Below are 15,945 nucleotides of genomic sequence, written 5' to 3' on the forward strand. Positions count from 1 at the left end.
GAGGAGGCCGCTGGGCGGTTTCGCGTCGTGGTGCGGTTAGGAGTTGATATCGTCCTCGATATCAGCATCCTCGCTCGAGAGGATGGCTTCGAGGAAGCTTGCCAGATAGTTCATGGTTGTCAGAGTACGCGGCAAGCGGCCCGCTGGCTAGACCCTGCACGGAACAGACATCGGGCGTTCACCGAAGCGACACAACGGACGCAGCGACGTCGCGGAAGCACCACCATGCCAGGGCGCGCGCTCGTCAGGCCTGCACCTCGGGAAACAGTTCGTCCTCGCGGTACCCGAAGAACTCGCGCTCGAACACGGCCCGCGCCCGTCGGCTGACGGTGTGCCAGCGCTCCACGAGTTCACTGGTGCGGTCGCGCGGCAACCCGAGCACACCGGCGATGCCCGCGAGGTCACGCCAGTCGCGTGGAAGCGAGTCGGTCCCCCTGCCGTTCCACAGTCGCATCGCCGAGCGCAACGTACTTGCGAGGCGCCAGGCGTCCTCGAGAGTCACCGCGTCGTCCGCGTCGATGAGTCCGAGCCGGGCAGCGCCGGACAGCGCGGCCAGCGTCGAGACGGTGCGCAGCTCCGGGTGCTCGGCACCGTGCTGGAGTTGGAGCAGCTGCACGAGCCACTCGACATCACTGATGCCGCCCGGCCCGAGCTTCAGATGCATCGCGGGGTCCTGCCCCTGCGGCAACCGCTCCCCTTCGACGCGAGCCTTCATGCGCCGCACGTCACGGAGCTGTTCCTCCCGGAACTCCGCCGGGTATCTGATCGGGTCCGCCATCGCGAAGAACTCCGCGCTCAGGCTCCCGTCGCCGGCGGCGTGGCGCGCGCGCAGCAACGCCTGCGCCTCCCAGGTGGCAGACCAGCGCTCGTAGTAGCTCCGGTACGAGTCGATGCTGCGGACGAGCGGGCCGTTCTTCCCCTCTGGGCGCAGGTCAAAGTCGAGGTCCACCGGGAACCGCGGGTCGGACACGAGGGTACGCAGTTCGGTGACGACCTTCGCGGCCGGCGAGACGGGTCCGGTGCCTGTCGCGCCGCCGCGAGCCACGGCGATGAGGTCGATGTCTGACGCGAATCCGAGTTCCCCGCCACCGAACCGGCCCATGCCGACGAGCGCGATCTCGGGCGCCTCGCTCTCTCCGCCCGCGTGCGCTCGGATCGCCGAGAGCAGTGCATCGAGCAGCGCCGTGTGTGCGCCGTCGAGCCCGCGCGCGACAGCGTCCTCGTCGAGCACGCCGACGACGCGCCCCATGGCGAGCCTGAGAATCTCCCGTCGGTGCACCCGGCGCAGCCGCTCCGCTGCGGACTGTGCTGAGGGCCTGCGAGATACGAGCGAGCGCATCTCGCTGAGCAGCGCCTCGGGCGCTGGCGGCTCGAGCAGCGCGTCCCGTTCGAGCCAGGCGACCCCCTCGGGATACCCCTCGAGGAGCCCGGCGGCGTACTTCGAGTTCGCGAGCAGCAGCGTGAGCCGTTCGGCAGCGAGCGAGCCGTCACGGAGCAGGCGCAGGTACCAGGACGCCTCCCGGTTCGCCTCGCTCACCTTGCGGAAGGCGAGCAGACCGAAATCAGGATCGGTGCCGAGCGCGAGCCACTGCAGCAGCACGGGAGTGAGATTGCGGAGAATCTTCGCGCTCCGGGAGGGGCCGCTGGTGAGTGCAGCAAGGTGCCGCGAGGCGCCATCAGGATCGAGGAAGCCAATACTCGACAGTCGTGCCTTCGCCTCAGCGGTCCCGAGCACGAACTCCTCGTCGGGCAGCGCAGCGACGGCGCTCAGGAGCGGCGCGTAGAAGATCTTCAGGTGGAGTTCCCGTACCTCACGGCGCACCCGGTCCCAGAGCGAGCTCAGCTCCTTGGCGTCGCGGGCGAGTCCCGACGCGCGCGCGAGCACACGTCGGCCCTCGTCGTCGCTCGGCATGAGCGCGGTGCGTCGCAGGTCGCGCAGCTGGAGCCTGTGCTCAAGCACGCGCAGTGTCCGGTAGTGCTCGCTGAGCCGCTCGCCGTCCGAGCGCGCAACGTAGCCGTCCTCGACGAGCGCGCGCAGCGCCGGCAGCGTGCCGCGCAGCTGGAGCTGTTCGTCGTGCTGGCCGTGCACGAGCTGCAGCAGCTGCACGCTGAACTCGATGTCGCGCAGGCCGCCGGGCCCGAGCTTGATCTGGAGTGGCAGCTCCTCCGGGGCGATATGCTCCGTGACCCGCTCGCGCATGCGCTGCACGGAGCCGACGAAGTCCTCACGGTTCGCGGACGCCCAGACGAGCGGCCTGGTTCCCGCGACGAACTCCTCGCCGAGTGCAAGATCGCCCGCGCACGCCCGCGCTTTGATGAGCGCCTGGAACTCCCACGCCTTCGCCCACCTGTCGTAGTAGCTCAGCATGGACGACAGCGTGCGCACGAGCGGCCCCTGCCGTCCCTCAGGGCGCAGGTTCGGATCGACCTGCCAGAGCGGGAGCTCAAGCGCGGGATCCTGAATCGCTCGCATCACCTCTCGCGCGAGCGCCGTCGCCGCGCGCTCGTCGCCCTCGGCGATAAACATGACGTCAACGTCCGAGACGACGTTCAATTCCTCGGCACCGCACTTCCCCATGGCGATCACCGCGAACCTGAGGTCTGTGAACTTCTCCGGAGCGACGCGCGGCGTTGCCCCCTCGGCGAGAAGCGTGGCCCGACCGACCGCGATCGCCGCTTCAAGCGCGGCGTCGGCGAGGCTCGACAGTGCCGCGGCGACCGCTTCGAATGCCGGGCGAGGGTCGGGAGCGGCCCCGTGGGCCCCGGCGCTCGTCAGGTCGAAGAGCGCGACACCGGCGAGCAGCGCGCGGTACCCGATCCTGAGCGCGTTCCAGCCGGCCTCCCCCGCGAGCGGCGTCCCGTCCGGAGTGACGGCGGCGAGCAGCTCGTCACGCGCCTCGTCGCCGCTCGGCAGGCGGCCGTCGCGCGCGACAATCCCATCGATGAGGTCCGGGTGCCGGTACAGGAATTCGCCGAGCGCCGGCGACGCGCCAACGAGCAGGCACAGTCGGCGCCACGCAAACGCGTCGAGGGCGGCGAGCCGCGGGCCCTCCTCCTCAGCGATGCGCGTCAGCACGGCAAGCGCGGTGTCGGGGTCCGCGGCGGCGCTCAGGCCGTCGAGCAGCGCCAGCTCGTCGGCCGTGCCGAGGGCGCGCGCCAGGTCAGCGAGGCCCTCGCGCGCGGCGGTGAGGTGCTGGAACCCTGCCCGCGCGTAGCCGCCGAGTTCGCCACGCCGGCCGGGTCGGGAGACTCCAGGCTCCGTCATCGTGGCCGCTAGATCGTGTCGAGCATCGACTTGAGCTCGAACGGCGTCACCTGGCTGCGGTACTCGTCCACCTCGCGGCGGCTGTCGCGAATGAGGTACGCGAACACCTGCTCGCCGAGCGTCTCAGCGACGAGCTCCGAACGTTCCATCACCGCGAGGGCGTGCTCGAGGCTCTGCGGGAGCGGGTCGAAGCCCATCGCGCGGCGCTCACCGTCGCTCAGCGCCCAGACGTTGTTCTCGGCCTCCGGCGGTAGCTCGTACTCCTCGCGGATGCCCTTGAGACCGGCCGCGAGCAGCACCGAGAACCCGAGGTACGGGTTCACCGCGCTGTCCATGCCGCGGTACTCGATCCGCGCAGCGCCGCCCTTCCCTGGCTTGTACATGGGGACGCGGACGAGCGCCGAGCGGTTGTTGTGGCCCCAGCTCACGAACGACGGCGCCTCGTCGCCACCCCACAGCCGCTTGTACGAGTTCACGTACTGATTCGTCACGGCGGTGAGCTCTGGCGCGTGCCTGAGCACGCCGGCGACGAAGCGGCGCGCGGTGACCGACATCTGGTATTTCGCGCTGGGGTCATAGAACGCGTTCTCCTCGCCCTCGAAGAGCGAGACGTGCGTGTGCATCCCCGAGCCGGGCTGGCCGGCGAGCGGCTTCGGCATGAATGTGGCGTGGACGCCCTGCGCGATCGCGACCTCCTTCACCACAGACCTGAAGGTCATGATGTTGTCGGCGGTCGCGAGAGCGTCGGCGTATCGGAGGTCGATCTCGTTCTGACCGGGGCCCGCCTCGTGGTGGCTGAACTCGACTGAGATGCCGAGCTCCTCGAGCATGTTCACGCTCTCGCGGCGGAAGTCGTGCGCCGTCCCGCCAGGAACGTTGTCGAAGTAGCCTGCGCGGTCAACGGGGATCGGGCCCTCGGGGCCGATCTCCTTCGACTTCAGCAGGTAGAACTCGATCTCTGGGTGGGTGTAGAACGAGAAGCCCATGTCTGCCGCCTGGGCGAGCGTGCGCTTGAGCACGTTCCGCGGATCGGACACTGCCGGCTCACCGTTGGGCGTGCGAATGTCGCAGAACATGCGCCCCGTCGGCTCGGTCTCCCCGCGCCACGGCAGGATCTGGAACGTCGATGGGTCTGGCACCGCGAGCAGGTCTGACTCGTACGCGCGCGTCAGGCCCTCGATCGCCGAACCGTCGAACCCGATGCCCTCGCTGAATGCGCCCTCGACCTCGGCGGGCGCGAGCGCAACCGATTTCAGCGCACCGGCGACGTCCGTGAACCAGAGGCGCACGAAGCGCACCCCCCGTTCTTCGATCGTACGAAGCACGAAATCTCTCTGCTTGCTCACGCTGCAGCTCCTTTCGGGGCGCGGTCTTGCACCGGGTCCGGTGCGACTTTCAGCCTACCGCCCCGGCGTCCTCCCCGCGGGATGCGGGGCCCCCACCGGCTAGTACTCTTCTTCGTCCTCTTCGTTCCACTCGCGGGCGCGCTCGGCAAGAAGCTTCGGCGCGCGCTGTGCCTCCTCGCGGGTCTTGAACGGACCGATTCGATAGATGGCGAGGGATTGCGGGCCCTCCTCCACCTCCCCAGTCTTGGAGTTGAACCAGTAGGTTTCCTCGGGATCGTTGATCCCCCAGTCCTTCTTGCTCATGAGCTTCCCTTCGTCGGCTTGCTCCTAGACTAGACCCATGCCTTTCGACGATCACGGCAATCTGATCCCCGGCGTTTTGCCAGCGCCGCTCACGGTTCCTCGCGAGATTGCGAGGCCACCATACGTCGGGCTGCAGGAGCCGCCGGCGTACACGGGCGACAACACGTACACCGAGGCCGAGGTCGCGAAGATCCGCGCAGCTGGGCGCATCGCGTCGCGCGCGCTCGACGCCGTCGGCGCAGCCGTTGCTCCGGGGGTCACGACCGCCGAGCTCGACCGCATCGGGCACGACGTCGTCGTGGCGGCCGGCGCGTATCCGTCGACGCTCGGATACCGCGGCTACCCTGCCTCGTCCTGCACCTCGGTCAACGAGGTCGTGTGTCACGGCATCCCCGACGACACGGTGCTGCGGGAGGGCGACATCGTCAACGTCGATATCACGGCGTACCTCGACGGCTTCCACGGCGACACAAACCGCACCTTCCGTGTCGGCGAGGTCTCGGAGGAGGTCGACCTGCTCGTCGAGCGCACCCACGAGGCAATGATGCGCGGCATCCGGGCGGCGAAGCCCGGGCGCGAGGTGAACGTGATCGGCAGGGTCATCGAAACGTACGCGAAGCGCTTCGGCTACGGCGTGATCCGCGACTTCACCGGGCACGGGGTGGGATCGTCGTTCCACACCGGCCTGATCATCCCGCACTACGACTCCGCGCCGCGGTTCAACGACCTCATCGTGCCTGGCATGGTGTTCACGGTCGAGCCGATGCTGACGCTCGGCACGCACGAGTGGGACATGTGGGCGGATAACTGGACGGTGACGACGAAGGACAAGTCGATCACTGCACAGTTCGAGCACACCATCGTGGTGCGCGAGGACGGCTTCGAGCTCCTCACCGTTTCGGAGTAGCGCCCGCCTCCGAGGCGCTCCCATCACCTCATTTTCGCGAGAACACATCAAACTTGGGCCCAATTAGGTGTGCGCTCGCGAATTAGGTGTGCGCTCGCGAGCTCGCGGTGTGGGCCCGGCGGCGAGAAGGGAATGGGCCGGCTGTACGCCGGGTTCTGTCCAGCCGGCCGAAACCGGCTTCGACGGTTATCTATCTCGGGACGCCGTTGCCGACGCCCTCTAGCAGCCCACCCGCAGACTCGGCGGGGCGCGTCATCGTCTGCTGTCTGGCCTTGCTCCGAACGAGGTTTACCTGGCCGCCCGTGTCACCACGGACGCCGGTGGGCTCTTACCCCACCCTTTCAGCCTTACCTGCGGCGGCGAACCACTGCAGGCGGTCTACTCTCTGTTGCACTTTCTCGCGGGTTGCCCCAGGTGGACGTTATCCACCGTTCTCCCCTGCGGAGCCCGGACGTTCCTCGGCCCGCTGTCGCACGCGACACGGGACGCAACCGTCCACCGGCCCATTCCGGGTCTCAGTCTAGCCTGTCGTGGGGCACTGCATCGGCCCGGGCCAGAGCATCGGCCGCTGTTAGGCCTCGATGACGCGCACGAGGATGGCGCCGGTCTCTGGGCAGAACACGACCTCGTCGTCTGCCGCGGCCTTGATCGTGGAGAGGTCGGCGGGGCTCAACGCCATGCCGCTCGCCTCTGAAACGCCGGCCCGGAGGCGTGCAGCCCCGATCCCGACCTGCGCGCGGGTCTTCTCGTAGAGCGCGAGCAGGTCGCCCTGCACCTCGGCGGCCTTGCCTGCGCGCTCCGTGTCGGCCGCAGCGCGGTCGCGCTCGGTCTCGGCCTCTGCCGCCGCGATGCGCGCGTTGATCGCGTCGCGGCGCTCGTCGACGCCTGCGAGGACCTGCTCTGCCTCGGCGAACACGGCCTCGGCGGCCTCGGCGACCTCCATGGCTTCGAGCTGACGCTCCTCGAGTTCACCCTTGCGGCGGCCGAGGGTGTCGAGTTCGCCCTGCAGCGCCTGAGCTTCCTTCGCCGAGGTGCTGGCCGCGAGGAGTTCGTGATCCCGCTGCTCGCGCTGCTCAACGACCGCGACGTCTGCCTCGATGCGCGAGAGCTCGAGTCGCCTGGCGTCGAGCTCGCGCTGCGCCTCCATGTAGCGGTTGCGGACCTCGTCGCGCTCCGCCTCGAGTGCGGTGAGCTCGGCGCGTTCCGGCAGCTGCTCGTTCCGCTTGCGGAGCCTCGCGAGGGTGTGGTCGAGCTGCTGGAGATCGAGCAGCAACAGCTGCTGGCGCGGGGTAGCCTTCATGACTCCAGCTTACTCTGCGCTGCGGCCGTCGCCCGGGCGCGCCCCGACCGAGAAGTTCCACGGGTCGGTGCGGAGGGTGCTGACGCGAAATTCGACGCCGGGCAGCCGAGCGGCGAGCTCCTCCGCCGCGCCCTCGAGCCACAGCGACTCGCTCGCCCAGTGCGCCACGTCGACGAGCGCGGGGCCGCCCGCGACGGCCGTGAGCTCAAGCGCCTCCTGGGCCGGATGGTGCCGGAGATCCGACGTGAGGTAGACGTCCGCGCCGCGCACCGCCGGGTGATCGAGCAGGCTGTCGCCCGCGCCGCCGAGCAGCGCGATCTCGCGAACGAGGCGATCAGGATCGCCCGCGACTCGCACGCCCGAGACTGTCGCCGGCATGACACCGGCCACGAGCTCGGCGAACGTCCTGAGCGAGACCGGCTCGGCGAGCGCTCCGATCCGCCCGATGCCGATCTCCGGCCGCGCAGCATGGGGCACGATCGGCAGGGACCCCATGAGGCCGAGGCGGCGCGCGATGACGTCGGACACTCCCCCGGCCGGCTGGTCGGCGTTCGTGTGGGCGGCAATGAGCGCGCACCCGCCGCGGATCAGCGAGGCGAGGAGCGCACCCTTCGCAGTGTCCTCCGCAACCGTGTGGATCCCGCGCAGCAGCAAGGGGTGGTGCGTGATGAGCGCGTCCGTCTCCCAGGCGAGCGCCTCCTCGACTGTCGCGCCGACGGCGTCCACCGCGAGCAGCACCCGCCGGATCGGGGCATCGCCGCGGCCAGTCACGAGGCCGACGCGATCCCACGACTCGGCCGTGTCTGCCGGCCACATCTCCTCGGCGACCCGCCGGAGGTCTGCAAGGGTCTGCGCCGCGGGCGCGGAGGGGTCGGGTGCGACAGCTGCGGTGTTCGTCATGCCTCGAGGCTAGCGCCTGAGGAGCTTCCGCGCCGTCACGTTGCCGACGAGCTGTGCAATCTGCACGATCACGACGATGATGAGCACTGACGCCCATGTGACCCACGGGTTCGACTGGCGATAGCCGTACTGCAGCGCGAAGTTACCGATACCGCCCGCGCCGATGATGCCCGCCATCGCGGACATGTCGACGATCGCCACGAATGCGAACGTGTACCCGAGCACGAGCGGGCCGAGGCCCTCTGGGATGAGGACAGTGAAGATGATCCGCAGCGGGCCGGCGCCCATCGCACGGGCCGCCTCAATCTGGCCGGGCGGCACGGTGAGCAGGTTCTGCTCGACGAGGCGGGAGATCCCGAACGCGGCAGCAACGACGAGCGAGAAAATGAGGGCGGGGCCGCCGATGCCCTTACCGGTGACCATGCGCGCCAGCGGTTGTAGGAGCATCAGGATCAGCACGAACGGGATCGGGCGGAAGAAGTTCACGAGCAGGTTCAGCACCCAGAACGTTGGCGTGCTCTGCAGGATGCCGCCGCGCCGGGTCGTCGTGAGGAGGACCCCGACGATGAGACCGATGAGGCCGCCGATCGTGATCGCGAAGGCGACATAGATGAGCGTCTCGACCGTCGCATCGCCGATCTTCGGGAGGAGTTCAATCAGGCGGTCCATTACGCGAGCACCTCCAGCTCGGTCTGCTGTGCGAGGGCTGCGATGGCGTGCTCGACCTGCACGCCCTCGCCAATGAGCTCGAGCGTGAGCTTGCCGAAGGTGCGGCCGCCGACGTCAGTGATGCCGCCGTGAACGATGTTCACGCCGACGCCGCGGTCGGCGAGGGTCTGGAACACGATCGGCTGATCTGCGCCGCCGTCGCGGAAGGTGAGTGCGATGAGCTTGCCGCGGTGCTTCTCGCGCAGCGCGCGGAGGTGTGCGGGGTCCGGCTCGGTCGGGAGCGCTGTCGAGACGAAGCGCCGCGTAGTGTCGGTCTTCGGGTTCGAGAACACCTCGAACACCTCGCCCTGCTCGACAGCCTTGCCGGCCTCCATGACGGTGACGCGGTGGGCGATCTCGCGCACCACGTCCATCTCATGCGTGATGAGCAGGATCGTGACGCCGAGGTCGCGGTTGATCTTCGTGAGCAGTGCAAGCACCTCACGGGAGGTCTCGGGATCGAGCGCGCTCGTGGCCTCGTCCGCGAGGATGAGGCCGGGGTTCGTCGCGAGCGCGCGAGCGATGCCGACGCGCTGCTTCTGGCCGCCGGACAGCTGCTCGATATGTGAGGCGGCGTAGTCCGAGAGCCCGACAAAGCTGAGGAGCTCGGCCACTCTGGCCTCGCGCTCCGGGCGTGGAGTACCCGCCACAACGAGCGGATACTCCACGTTTTTCGCGATGGTGCGCGAGTGGAACAGGTTGAACTGCTGGAATATCATGCCGATGCGTGACCGGACGCTTCGCAGCTTGGCTTCGGAAAGGGCGGTGATGTCGACGCCGTCCACGAGGATCGCGCCGCTCGTCGCCCGCTCCAGGCCGTTGACGAGCCGAAGCAGGGTCGACTTGCCTGCGCCCGAGTAACCAATCACGGCGTGGATCTCGCCAGATGCGATGTCGATGGAGACATCGTCGACGGCGACCACCTCGGTGCCGGACCGGCCGCGGGCTGGATACCGTTTGCCGACCCCCTGCAGTTCAACTTTCGTCATGAAGAACGAGCTTAGCCCTTGGTCGCGCGGTAGCTGTCCTCGGCGTCCGCGAGGAGCTTCGCGAGGTCGTCCTGCGAGAGCTTCACAGAGACGGCACCCTCACCGACGTAGTCCTTCAGCGCGGCCTGGAAGGTCTCGTTGTTTTGGTAGATGTCGACGAGCTTGAGGTAGGTCTCGTTGCCCTTGTCCTCGGCGCGCGCCGCGAAGATGTTCGTGTACGGCTCCACCGCAGCGTCGTCGGCGCTATCCGAGCCGAGCGAGTCCTTGAAGTCGAGCCCGCCGAGCTCAACGAAGTCGTTGTTCACGATGCCGCCGTCGACGTCGGGCAGCGAGGCCGGGATGATGTCCGCCGCGAGCTCGGTGACCTTCACGCGCGACTTGTCGGCGACGATGTCGTCGGGGGTCGAGGTTGCGCTGCCGCCGTCCTTGAGCTCGAGCAGGCCGAGCTTCTGGAGCACGAGCAGGGCGCGGGCGCGGTTCGACTCGTCGTTCGGGATCGCGATGGTGCCGCCCTCGGGGATGACCTTCACATCCGTGTACTTGCTCGAGAACAGGTTGAGCGGGTACACGACGGTCGAGCCGAGCGCGACGAGGTCGTCGTCGGCGTCAACGTTGTGGGTCGCGAGGTAGATGATGTGCTGGAACTGATTGAGGTCGAGGTCACCGGCCGAGACTGCCGGGTTCGGCTGCGGGTACTCGCTGAAGTCGACGATCTCGACCTCGATCCCCTCCTTCTCGGCCTCCTCAACGAAGGTCTCCCAGTAGGGCTGGCCGCCAGGGACGACGCCGATGCGCACCGGGCCCTCGGTCTGTGCGTCGTCGGCGCCGGGCGCCGAGTCGCTCGCGCAGCCGGTGAGTGCGGTTGCGGCGATGGCCAGTGCCGCGACCGATGCGGCGATGAGACTGCGCTTCTTCACAGACATGATGTTCCTTTTCGTTAGGTGTGCGGAGCGTGGGTCGGTGCGGTGGCGAGAATCTTGCGCAGTGGCAAGAATCACTATGCCCCGACCGGTACTAGACAATCCTCGCCGGAACGGCGCGAATCCCCCAATCGGAGCGTCACATTGCGTCATGCGCATGGGATACTGAGGTCGAACATTCAGCGAGTCGGGGCGGAAATCATCGGCACCCGAGTACATCGGAAGGATCCGTCGGTTCACATGAATCAGCCCACAACTGACCACCTCGAGGCCTGGAACACAAAGCAGGCACTGGCTGAGCGGATGATCCCGCTCATCGGTCAGCTTTACCGCGATCACGACATCGTCATGTCCGTCCACGGCCGCAGCCTGATCGGCCGCTCTGCCATCGACATCATTCGGGCCCACAGCTACGCGCGCAAGATCGACGACGTCGAGCTCGACATCGCCGAGACCTCAGCGATCGTCGAGGCGCTCACCGCGATCCAGCCCGGGCCCGTATCGATCGATCTCGCGCTGCTCGCGAACGGCTTCCGCGCCGCGGCGACCACCGATCTCGAGGCGTACCTGCGCACCGAGCTCGCACCGGCACTCGCGGCCCAGCCCGCAACCGGCCGCGACGTCGTGCTGTACGGCTTTGGCCGCATCGGCCGTCTCCTCGCTCGCATCATGATCGAGCACGCCGGCAGCCAGAACGGCCTGAACCTGCGCGCCATCGTCGTCCGTAAGAACGGCGAGAACGATCTCCAGAAGCGCGCGAACCTCCTGCGTCGCGACTCGGTGCACGGCCCGTTCAACGGCACCATCAAGGTGCTCGAGGACGAGAACGTCATCCTCGCGAACGGCGTCCGCATCCAGGTGATCTACTCGAGCGACCCGGCAGACGTCGATTACCCGTCGTACGGCATTGAGGACGCGATCCTCGTCGACAACACGGGCCGGTGGCGCGACGCCGAGGGCCTCGGCAAGCACCTCGAGAACTCGGGCATCTCCCGCGTCATCCTCACCGCCCCGGGCAAGGGCGACCTGCTGAACGTGGTCTACGGCGTGAACAACGACAAGATCAGCGACGCAGACGCGATCCTGAGCGCGGCCTCGTGCACCACGAACGCGATCACCCCCGTGCTCAAGGTCGTGAACGACACCTTCGGCGTGAAGCAGGGCCACGTCGAGACGGTCCACTCGTACACGAACGACCAGAACCTCATCGACAACTTCCATTCGGGAGACCGCCGCGGACGCTCGGCCGCACTGAACATGGTCCTCACCGAGACCGGCGCGGCGAAGGCCGTCGCCAAGGCGCTGCCCGAGTTCGAGGGCAAGCTCACCGGCAACGCGATCCGCGTTCCGACACCCAACGTCTCGATGGCCGTCCTCAACCTGCAGCTCGAGCGCGAGACGACCACCGAGGAGCTGAATGCCCTGCTCGAGCAGGTGTCGCTCACCGGGAGCCTGCGCACGCAGATCGACTACGTTGAGTCGCCCGAGATCGTCTCGACCGACTTCGTCGGCTCGAACCGTGCCGGCATCGTCGACGGCCTCGCGACCCTCGTCACCGGCTCGAGCGCAGTGCTCTACGTCTGGTACGACAACGAGTACGGCTACAGCTGCCAGGTTGTTCGCATTATCGAGCAGCTCGCGGGCGGACACCCCCTGCAGCTTCCCGCCCTGGCCAAGTAAGCTGAAGACACAGACACCCGTACAGGAAGGAACTCGTTATGTCCGAGAAGTACCTCATCGGAGTTGACGGATCAGATCACAGCCGCGCGGCCCTGAAGTGGGGCCTGGCACGAGCGACCGAGCGTGGCGCGTCCGTCGAGCTCATCCACGTCGCCGACGACTCCTTCCTGTCCGAGAGTGTTGCGTTCCTCTCCGAGGCACAGGCCGCATCCGAGCAGATGCTCGCGCACGAGATCGAGCGGGCCCGCACCGAGCTCGGCTTCACCGGCGAGATCGCCGGTAGCGCCGTCGTCGGCCACCCGATCGCCGAGGTCGAGGCCGCGTCGAAGCACGCGGACCTCCTGGTTCTCGGGGCGCACACGGGCGGTAAGTTCGCTGGCTCGGTCTTCGGCACCCGCGCCGTGAAGATCGCCGCCGTCGCGCACTGCCCAGTCGCCGTCATCCCCGCCGAGCAGGAGGACGCCGGAAGCGGCGTCGTCGTCGGCGTTGATGGGTCCGAGGCCTCGAAGCGCGCGATCGCGTTCGCTGCTGAAGAGGCGTCGTTCCGCGGCGTTCCCCTCGTCGCCGTCTACGCGTGGATGCCGCCGCTCACGCCAGGGCTCGAGTACCTCTGGAGCGAGGAGCTCGTGACCGCGCAGCAGGCCGCTGCCGAGGAGTCCATTGCCATCGGCACCGCGGGCCTCGCCGAGCGCTATCCCGACCTCGAGGTGCGCCGCGAGATCGTGCAGGCGCCGCCGGTGACCGCGCTGCTTCAGGTCGCCGAGACTGCTGAGATGGTCGTCGTCGGCAGCCGCGGACGGGGCGGCATCTCGCGCCTGTTGCTGGGGTCGGTCAGCCACGGCGTGCTCAACGCGCTGCCGTGCACGACCGTCGTAACGCGCGCGGAGTAATCATCTATGGCTGGCGATCTTCGCATCGAGCGCGTCGTCACCTTCGGGGTACTCGGGGCAGGCCGCCCCGGGTACCCGCCGGAGGGCGTTCCGCTCGATAACAACGTCTGGATCGTCGGAGACGACGACACCGCGCTGATCATTGACGCCGCCCACGACGCAGACGCGGTCGTGACGGCCGTTGGAGACCGTGATCCGCTCGGGATCCTGCTCACCCACGGGCACGAGGACCACGTGAACGCAGCGATCGCCCTCGCGGACGCGCTGGACACGCACCTCTACCTGCACCCCGCCGACCTCTTCCTGTGGGAGGACACGCACGGCAGCGACAGGCTCCCCGATTTCGAGCTCGCCGACGGCGCGACGTTCTCTGTCGCTGGCGCCGAGCTGGTGACCCTGCACACCCCGGGGCACACGCCGGGATCGGTGAGTTTCTACGCGGGCTCGCTCGGAACGCTGCTCTCCGGCGACACGCTCTTCGAGGGCGGCCCTGGCGCCACGCGCTGGGAGTACTCGAGCTTTCCGCAGCTCATCGAGTCGATCAGCGACCGGCTCCTCACGCTCCCCGCGGTCACGACAGTGCTCCCCGGGCACGGTTCGGCGACGACGATCGGCGCCGAGGCCCCGCAGATCGCCGCGTGGGCCGCGCAGACCAAATAGCTCGGGGCTAGAGCTGCTCGCCGAGGCGCCTGAACGTGCGGTCGATGTAGCTCATCGGTTCGGCGGCCTCTCCGAAGTGAGCGTCGAGCACGCCTGCGACGACGATCACTGACGATCCGACCTCGAGCTGGTGCAGCGAGCGGCACCGCAGGGCGACGCGCACATCGCGCAGCAGCGGCTCCCCTGTCGGCAACGTGTCCCAGCCCTGCTCCGGCGTGAAGCGCTCGGTCCCCGAGACGGCAAACGTCTGAGCAATCTCGGCGTGGCGGGCGTCGAGCAGATGCACCACGAACGAATCGGCGTGCAGCACTCCCCCGGCGCTGCCTGTCGCGCGCGTCACCGAGAAGGAGAGCGCCGGCGGGTCGACTGCCACGGAGGCGACGCTCGACACGGTGAGGCCGACTGGGCCGTCGGGCGTTTGCGCGGTGATCAGCCCGACACCAGCCGGGTGATCGCGGAACGCCCGCTTCAGTGCATCGCCAGCCTCAAACTCGTTCACCGATCGTCCTCCGCGGTTCTCTCACCATTCGTGGGTGCGGCCGGAACCCCGGCCGTCCCCCGGTCCAACCCGGAAGCGGCGGGGGCTATTCCCCGCGGTTCTGCGTAGGCCGCCAATGTGCGAACGTACACGGTGAGCCACGCGAACAGCAGGCTCGCGGCCATGAACTCGGTGCCCGTGAGGTTGTAGTACCCGAACGGGACCCACAGCAGCACGGCGACGACGATGCCGACAACGACAATGAGCGAGAACACGGCGAGCTCCCGAGGCACGTCCACGATTCGCCGGAGCGAAACGAACACCAGCACCGCAAACACCACCAGCATGCCGCTCGCAGCACCAACGTGCACGACGATGTTCTCGGCGTCGGGGACGGCCCCAGCGATTGCCATGCAGATGCCGATCGCCGCAAACAACCAGGAAAGCAGCCGGACAAGCTTCGGGTCGTCCGCGTCGCGCGCCACAAGCCCGCGGCGTACGTCGTTGCCGATGTAGTTCGAAAGCGCGATGAGCACGAATCCGGTGATGATGAGCGAGACGTTGAATCTGTACCCGCTCTGCCCAGCCTCGTTGCCGAGCTGCGAGAAGTGCAGCTGCCACCAGGACGCATCGGGCGAGCTCACCATGCTCGCCATCGTGCCAGTGAACAGTTGCAGCGTCGCGAGCAGCGCGATCGACTCCGACGTCACGCGGGACCCGACGAGTGCCCCGATGTAGGTCATCGCCGCGGCCGCAGCGCCTGCGAGCACTCCGCCGCCGACTGGGTCAACCGTCAGGCCTTGAAATCCAAGCTGGAACAGGCTCGCAATCGCCATGATCGCGAGGTAGGCGAGCATGCCCGTCGCGAGGGTGAGCGCGAACGCGTCGAAGATGCGCTTAGCGCGCGGCAGCTCGCCCCGCCAGCGGTGCAGCCCACGCTTCGTCTCGACGAGGTGCGCGAGCAGGTAGGCGAGCCCGGCGCCGGCGCCCGCACACCAGGCCGTGATGTTGCCGAGCGAGCCCTCGCCTGCGAGCGGAAGCCGGAGACCAGGCATGAGCAGAGTCGTCAGGATCGCTGCAACAACGAACGCCCCGACAGCGAGCTGCGTCGCGCGGGATTCAATGGCGGCCGAGCCGCTGCCTGCCGGCCGGAAACGCCAGCCCTGGGGCGTCCCGGGCATCGCCTCTCCGTCGCCTCGAGGGTGGCCGTCCGGCTCAGGCTGAGGCATAGCGTGTGTGGTCAACTGGGGTCCGTTCAATCGGCGCGACACGCGGTCCCATCGATTTCGGTTCTCGCGCGATTCCACACTAGACTGATCGAGTTCGCTTCGGCGAACGGAGGGCCTGTAGCTCAGCTGGTAGAGCGCCACGTTTACACCGTGGATGTCGTCGGTTCGATCCCGGCCGGGCCCACCACTCCACCCCCTTCCGGTTGTTCCGGAAGGGGGTGTTCTCGTTGCGGGGAGCCCGTGGAGCAGCCAGCACCCTCTCCAGGTCCGTCGAGCCCGTCCGCCTCGATCACTCCGTCTGGGATCTGCCATTCGTCTGCCAGGCTCGGCCACTTCGGGGATTAGTACCGCCGATCCCATACCGTGGCGG

The 15,945-nt window shown here is 68.1% G+C and carries 14 protein-coding genes, 1 tRNA gene and 1 other RNA gene; 5 read left to right on the plus strand and 11 right to left on the minus strand.

Features of this window, described 5'->3' with window-relative positions:
- Positions 1–244: 244 nt before the first annotated feature.
- From BJ960_RS08135 to BJ960_RS08145, 3 genes are all read right to left on the minus strand, one after another.
- Positions 245–3,265, minus strand: a complete 3,021-nt coding sequence (locus BJ960_RS08135) for a bifunctional [glutamine synthetase] adenylyltransferase/[glutamine synthetase]-adenylyl-L-tyrosine phosphorylase (RefSeq protein WP_185986910.1) — start codon at positions 3,263–3,265, stop codon at positions 245–247.
- An 8-nt stretch (positions 3,266–3,273) separates the two neighbouring features.
- Positions 3,274–4,611 (minus strand): type I glutamate--ammonia ligase, encoded by a 1,338-nt coding sequence (gene glnA / locus BJ960_RS08140; protein WP_185986911.1) that lies wholly within the window; start codon positions 4,609–4,611, stop codon positions 3,274–3,276.
- A 99-nt stretch (positions 4,612–4,710) separates the two neighbouring features.
- Positions 4,711–4,914: a methionine aminopeptidase gene (locus BJ960_RS08145; protein ID WP_183075207.1), complete on the minus strand. Its 204-nt coding sequence runs from the start codon at positions 4,912–4,914 to the stop codon at positions 4,711–4,713.
- Positions 4,915–4,951: 37 nt separating this feature from the next.
- Between BJ960_RS08145 and map the strand changes: the two genes are divergently transcribed.
- The gene (map, locus tag BJ960_RS08150; protein WP_121072125.1) at positions 4,952–5,821 is read left to right on the plus strand and encodes a type I methionyl aminopeptidase; all 870 of its coding nucleotides are present in this window, start codon (positions 4,952–4,954) and stop codon (positions 5,819–5,821) included.
- Positions 5,822–5,949: 128 nt separating this feature from the next.
- On the opposite strand, the gene rnpB is transcribed toward map, so the two are convergent.
- The 6 genes from rnpB to BJ960_RS08180 form a co-directional block, all read right to left on the minus strand.
- Positions 5,950–6,328: RNase P RNA component class A (gene rnpB, locus BJ960_RS08155), an RNA gene on the minus strand.
- Positions 6,329–6,392: 64 nt separating this feature from the next.
- Entirely contained in the window at positions 6,393–7,121 is a 729-nt protein-coding gene (locus BJ960_RS08160; RefSeq protein ID WP_185986912.1) for a zinc ribbon domain-containing protein, read from the minus strand.
- A 9-nt stretch (positions 7,122–7,130) separates the two neighbouring features.
- Positions 7,131–8,021 (minus strand): Nif3-like dinuclear metal center hexameric protein, encoded by an 891-nt coding sequence (locus BJ960_RS08165; RefSeq protein ID WP_185986913.1) that lies wholly within the window; start codon positions 8,019–8,021, stop codon positions 7,131–7,133.
- Between the two features lie 9 nt (positions 8,022–8,030).
- Entirely contained in the window at positions 8,031–8,690 is a 660-nt protein-coding gene (locus BJ960_RS08170; protein WP_185986914.1) for a methionine ABC transporter permease, read from the minus strand.
- Positions 8,690–9,718, minus strand: a complete 1,029-nt coding sequence (locus tag BJ960_RS08175; RefSeq protein ID WP_121072133.1) for a methionine ABC transporter ATP-binding protein — start codon at positions 9,716–9,718, stop codon at positions 8,690–8,692. Before BJ960_RS08175 ends, BJ960_RS08170 begins: the two co-directional genes overlap by 1 nt.
- Before the next feature lie 11 nt (positions 9,719–9,729).
- The gene (locus BJ960_RS08180; protein ID WP_185986915.1) at positions 9,730–10,641 is read right to left on the minus strand and encodes a MetQ/NlpA family ABC transporter substrate-binding protein; all 912 of its coding nucleotides are present in this window, start codon (positions 10,639–10,641) and stop codon (positions 9,730–9,732) included.
- A gap of 237 nt (positions 10,642–10,878) precedes the next feature.
- Between BJ960_RS08180 and BJ960_RS08185 the strand changes: the two genes are divergently transcribed.
- From BJ960_RS08185 to BJ960_RS08195, 3 genes are read left to right on the plus strand one after another with little or no spacing between them, the layout of a single operon-like run.
- Positions 10,879–12,318 (plus strand): glyceraldehyde-3-phosphate dehydrogenase, encoded by a 1,440-nt coding sequence (locus BJ960_RS08185; protein ID WP_121072137.1) that lies wholly within the window; start codon positions 10,879–10,881, stop codon positions 12,316–12,318.
- A 38-nt stretch (positions 12,319–12,356) separates the two neighbouring features.
- Positions 12,357–13,208, plus strand: coding sequence for a universal stress protein (locus BJ960_RS08190; protein ID WP_185986916.1), 852 nt, complete (start codon positions 12,357–12,359; stop codon positions 13,206–13,208).
- Positions 13,209–13,214: 6 nt separating this feature from the next.
- On the plus strand, positions 13,215–13,868 hold the full coding sequence (locus BJ960_RS08195; RefSeq protein ID WP_121072141.1) for an MBL fold metallo-hydrolase: 654 nt from the start codon (positions 13,215–13,217) through the stop codon (positions 13,866–13,868).
- A 7-nt stretch (positions 13,869–13,875) separates the two neighbouring features.
- Here BJ960_RS08195 and BJ960_RS08200 read toward each other — a convergent pair whose 3' ends face one another.
- Positions 13,876–14,367, minus strand: coding sequence for a flavin reductase family protein (locus tag BJ960_RS08200; protein WP_185986917.1), 492 nt, complete (start codon positions 14,365–14,367; stop codon positions 13,876–13,878).
- The gene (locus BJ960_RS08205) at positions 14,364–15,527 is read right to left on the minus strand and encodes a DUF998 domain-containing protein (RefSeq protein WP_185986918.1); all 1,164 of its coding nucleotides are present in this window, start codon (positions 15,525–15,527) and stop codon (positions 14,364–14,366) included. Before BJ960_RS08205 ends, BJ960_RS08200 begins: the two co-directional genes overlap by 4 nt.
- Positions 15,528–15,686: 159 nt before the next feature.
- On the opposite strand from BJ960_RS08205, the gene BJ960_RS08210 reads away from it, so the two are divergent.
- A tRNA-Val gene (locus BJ960_RS08210) sits at positions 15,687–15,762 on the plus strand.
- The last annotated feature ends 183 nt before the right edge of the window (positions 15,763–15,945 follow it).

The sequence above is a fragment of the Leucobacter aridicollis genome (assembly GCF_013409595.1).
Lineage (GTDB): Bacteria > Actinomycetota > Actinomycetes > Actinomycetales > Microbacteriaceae > Leucobacter > Leucobacter aridicollis.

Bases quoted from the DNA above. Each gene is read 5' to 3' on its own strand.
- BJ960_RS08135 (WP_185986910.1), bottom strand. From the start codon at position 3,265: ATGACGGAGCCTGGAGTCTCCCGACCCGGCCGGCGTGGCGAACTCGGC.
- BJ960_RS08145 (WP_183075207.1), bottom strand. From the start codon at position 4,914: ATGAGCAAGAAGGACTGGGGGATCAACGATCCCGAGGAAACCTACTGG.
- BJ960_RS08160 (WP_185986912.1), bottom strand. From the start codon at position 7,121: ATGAAGGCTACCCCGCGCCAGCAGCTGTTGCTGCTCGATCTCCAGCAG.
- BJ960_RS08180 (WP_185986915.1), bottom strand. From the start codon at position 10,641: ATGTCTGTGAAGAAGCGCAGTCTCATCGCCGCATCGGTCGCGGCACTG.
- BJ960_RS08195 (WP_121072141.1), top strand. From the start codon at position 13,215: ATGGCTGGCGATCTTCGCATCGAGCGCGTCGTCACCTTCGGGGTACTC.
- BJ960_RS08165 (WP_185986913.1), bottom strand. From the start codon at position 8,021: ATGACGAACACCGCAGCTGTCGCACCCGACCCCTCCGCGCCCGCGGCG.
- BJ960_RS08185 (WP_121072137.1), top strand. From the start codon at position 10,879: ATGAATCAGCCCACAACTGACCACCTCGAGGCCTGGAACACAAAGCAG.
- BJ960_RS08190 (WP_185986916.1), top strand. From the start codon at position 12,357: ATGTCCGAGAAGTACCTCATCGGAGTTGACGGATCAGATCACAGCCGC.
- map (WP_121072125.1), top strand. From the start codon at position 4,952: ATGCCTTTCGACGATCACGGCAATCTGATCCCCGGCGTTTTGCCAGCG.
- BJ960_RS08175 (WP_121072133.1), bottom strand. From the start codon at position 9,718: ATGACGAAAGTTGAACTGCAGGGGGTCGGCAAACGGTATCCAGCCCGC.
- BJ960_RS08205 (WP_185986918.1), bottom strand. From the start codon at position 15,527: ATGCCCGGGACGCCCCAGGGCTGGCGTTTCCGGCCGGCAGGCAGCGGC.
- BJ960_RS08170 (WP_185986914.1), bottom strand. From the start codon at position 8,690: ATGGACCGCCTGATTGAACTCCTCCCGAAGATCGGCGATGCGACGGTC.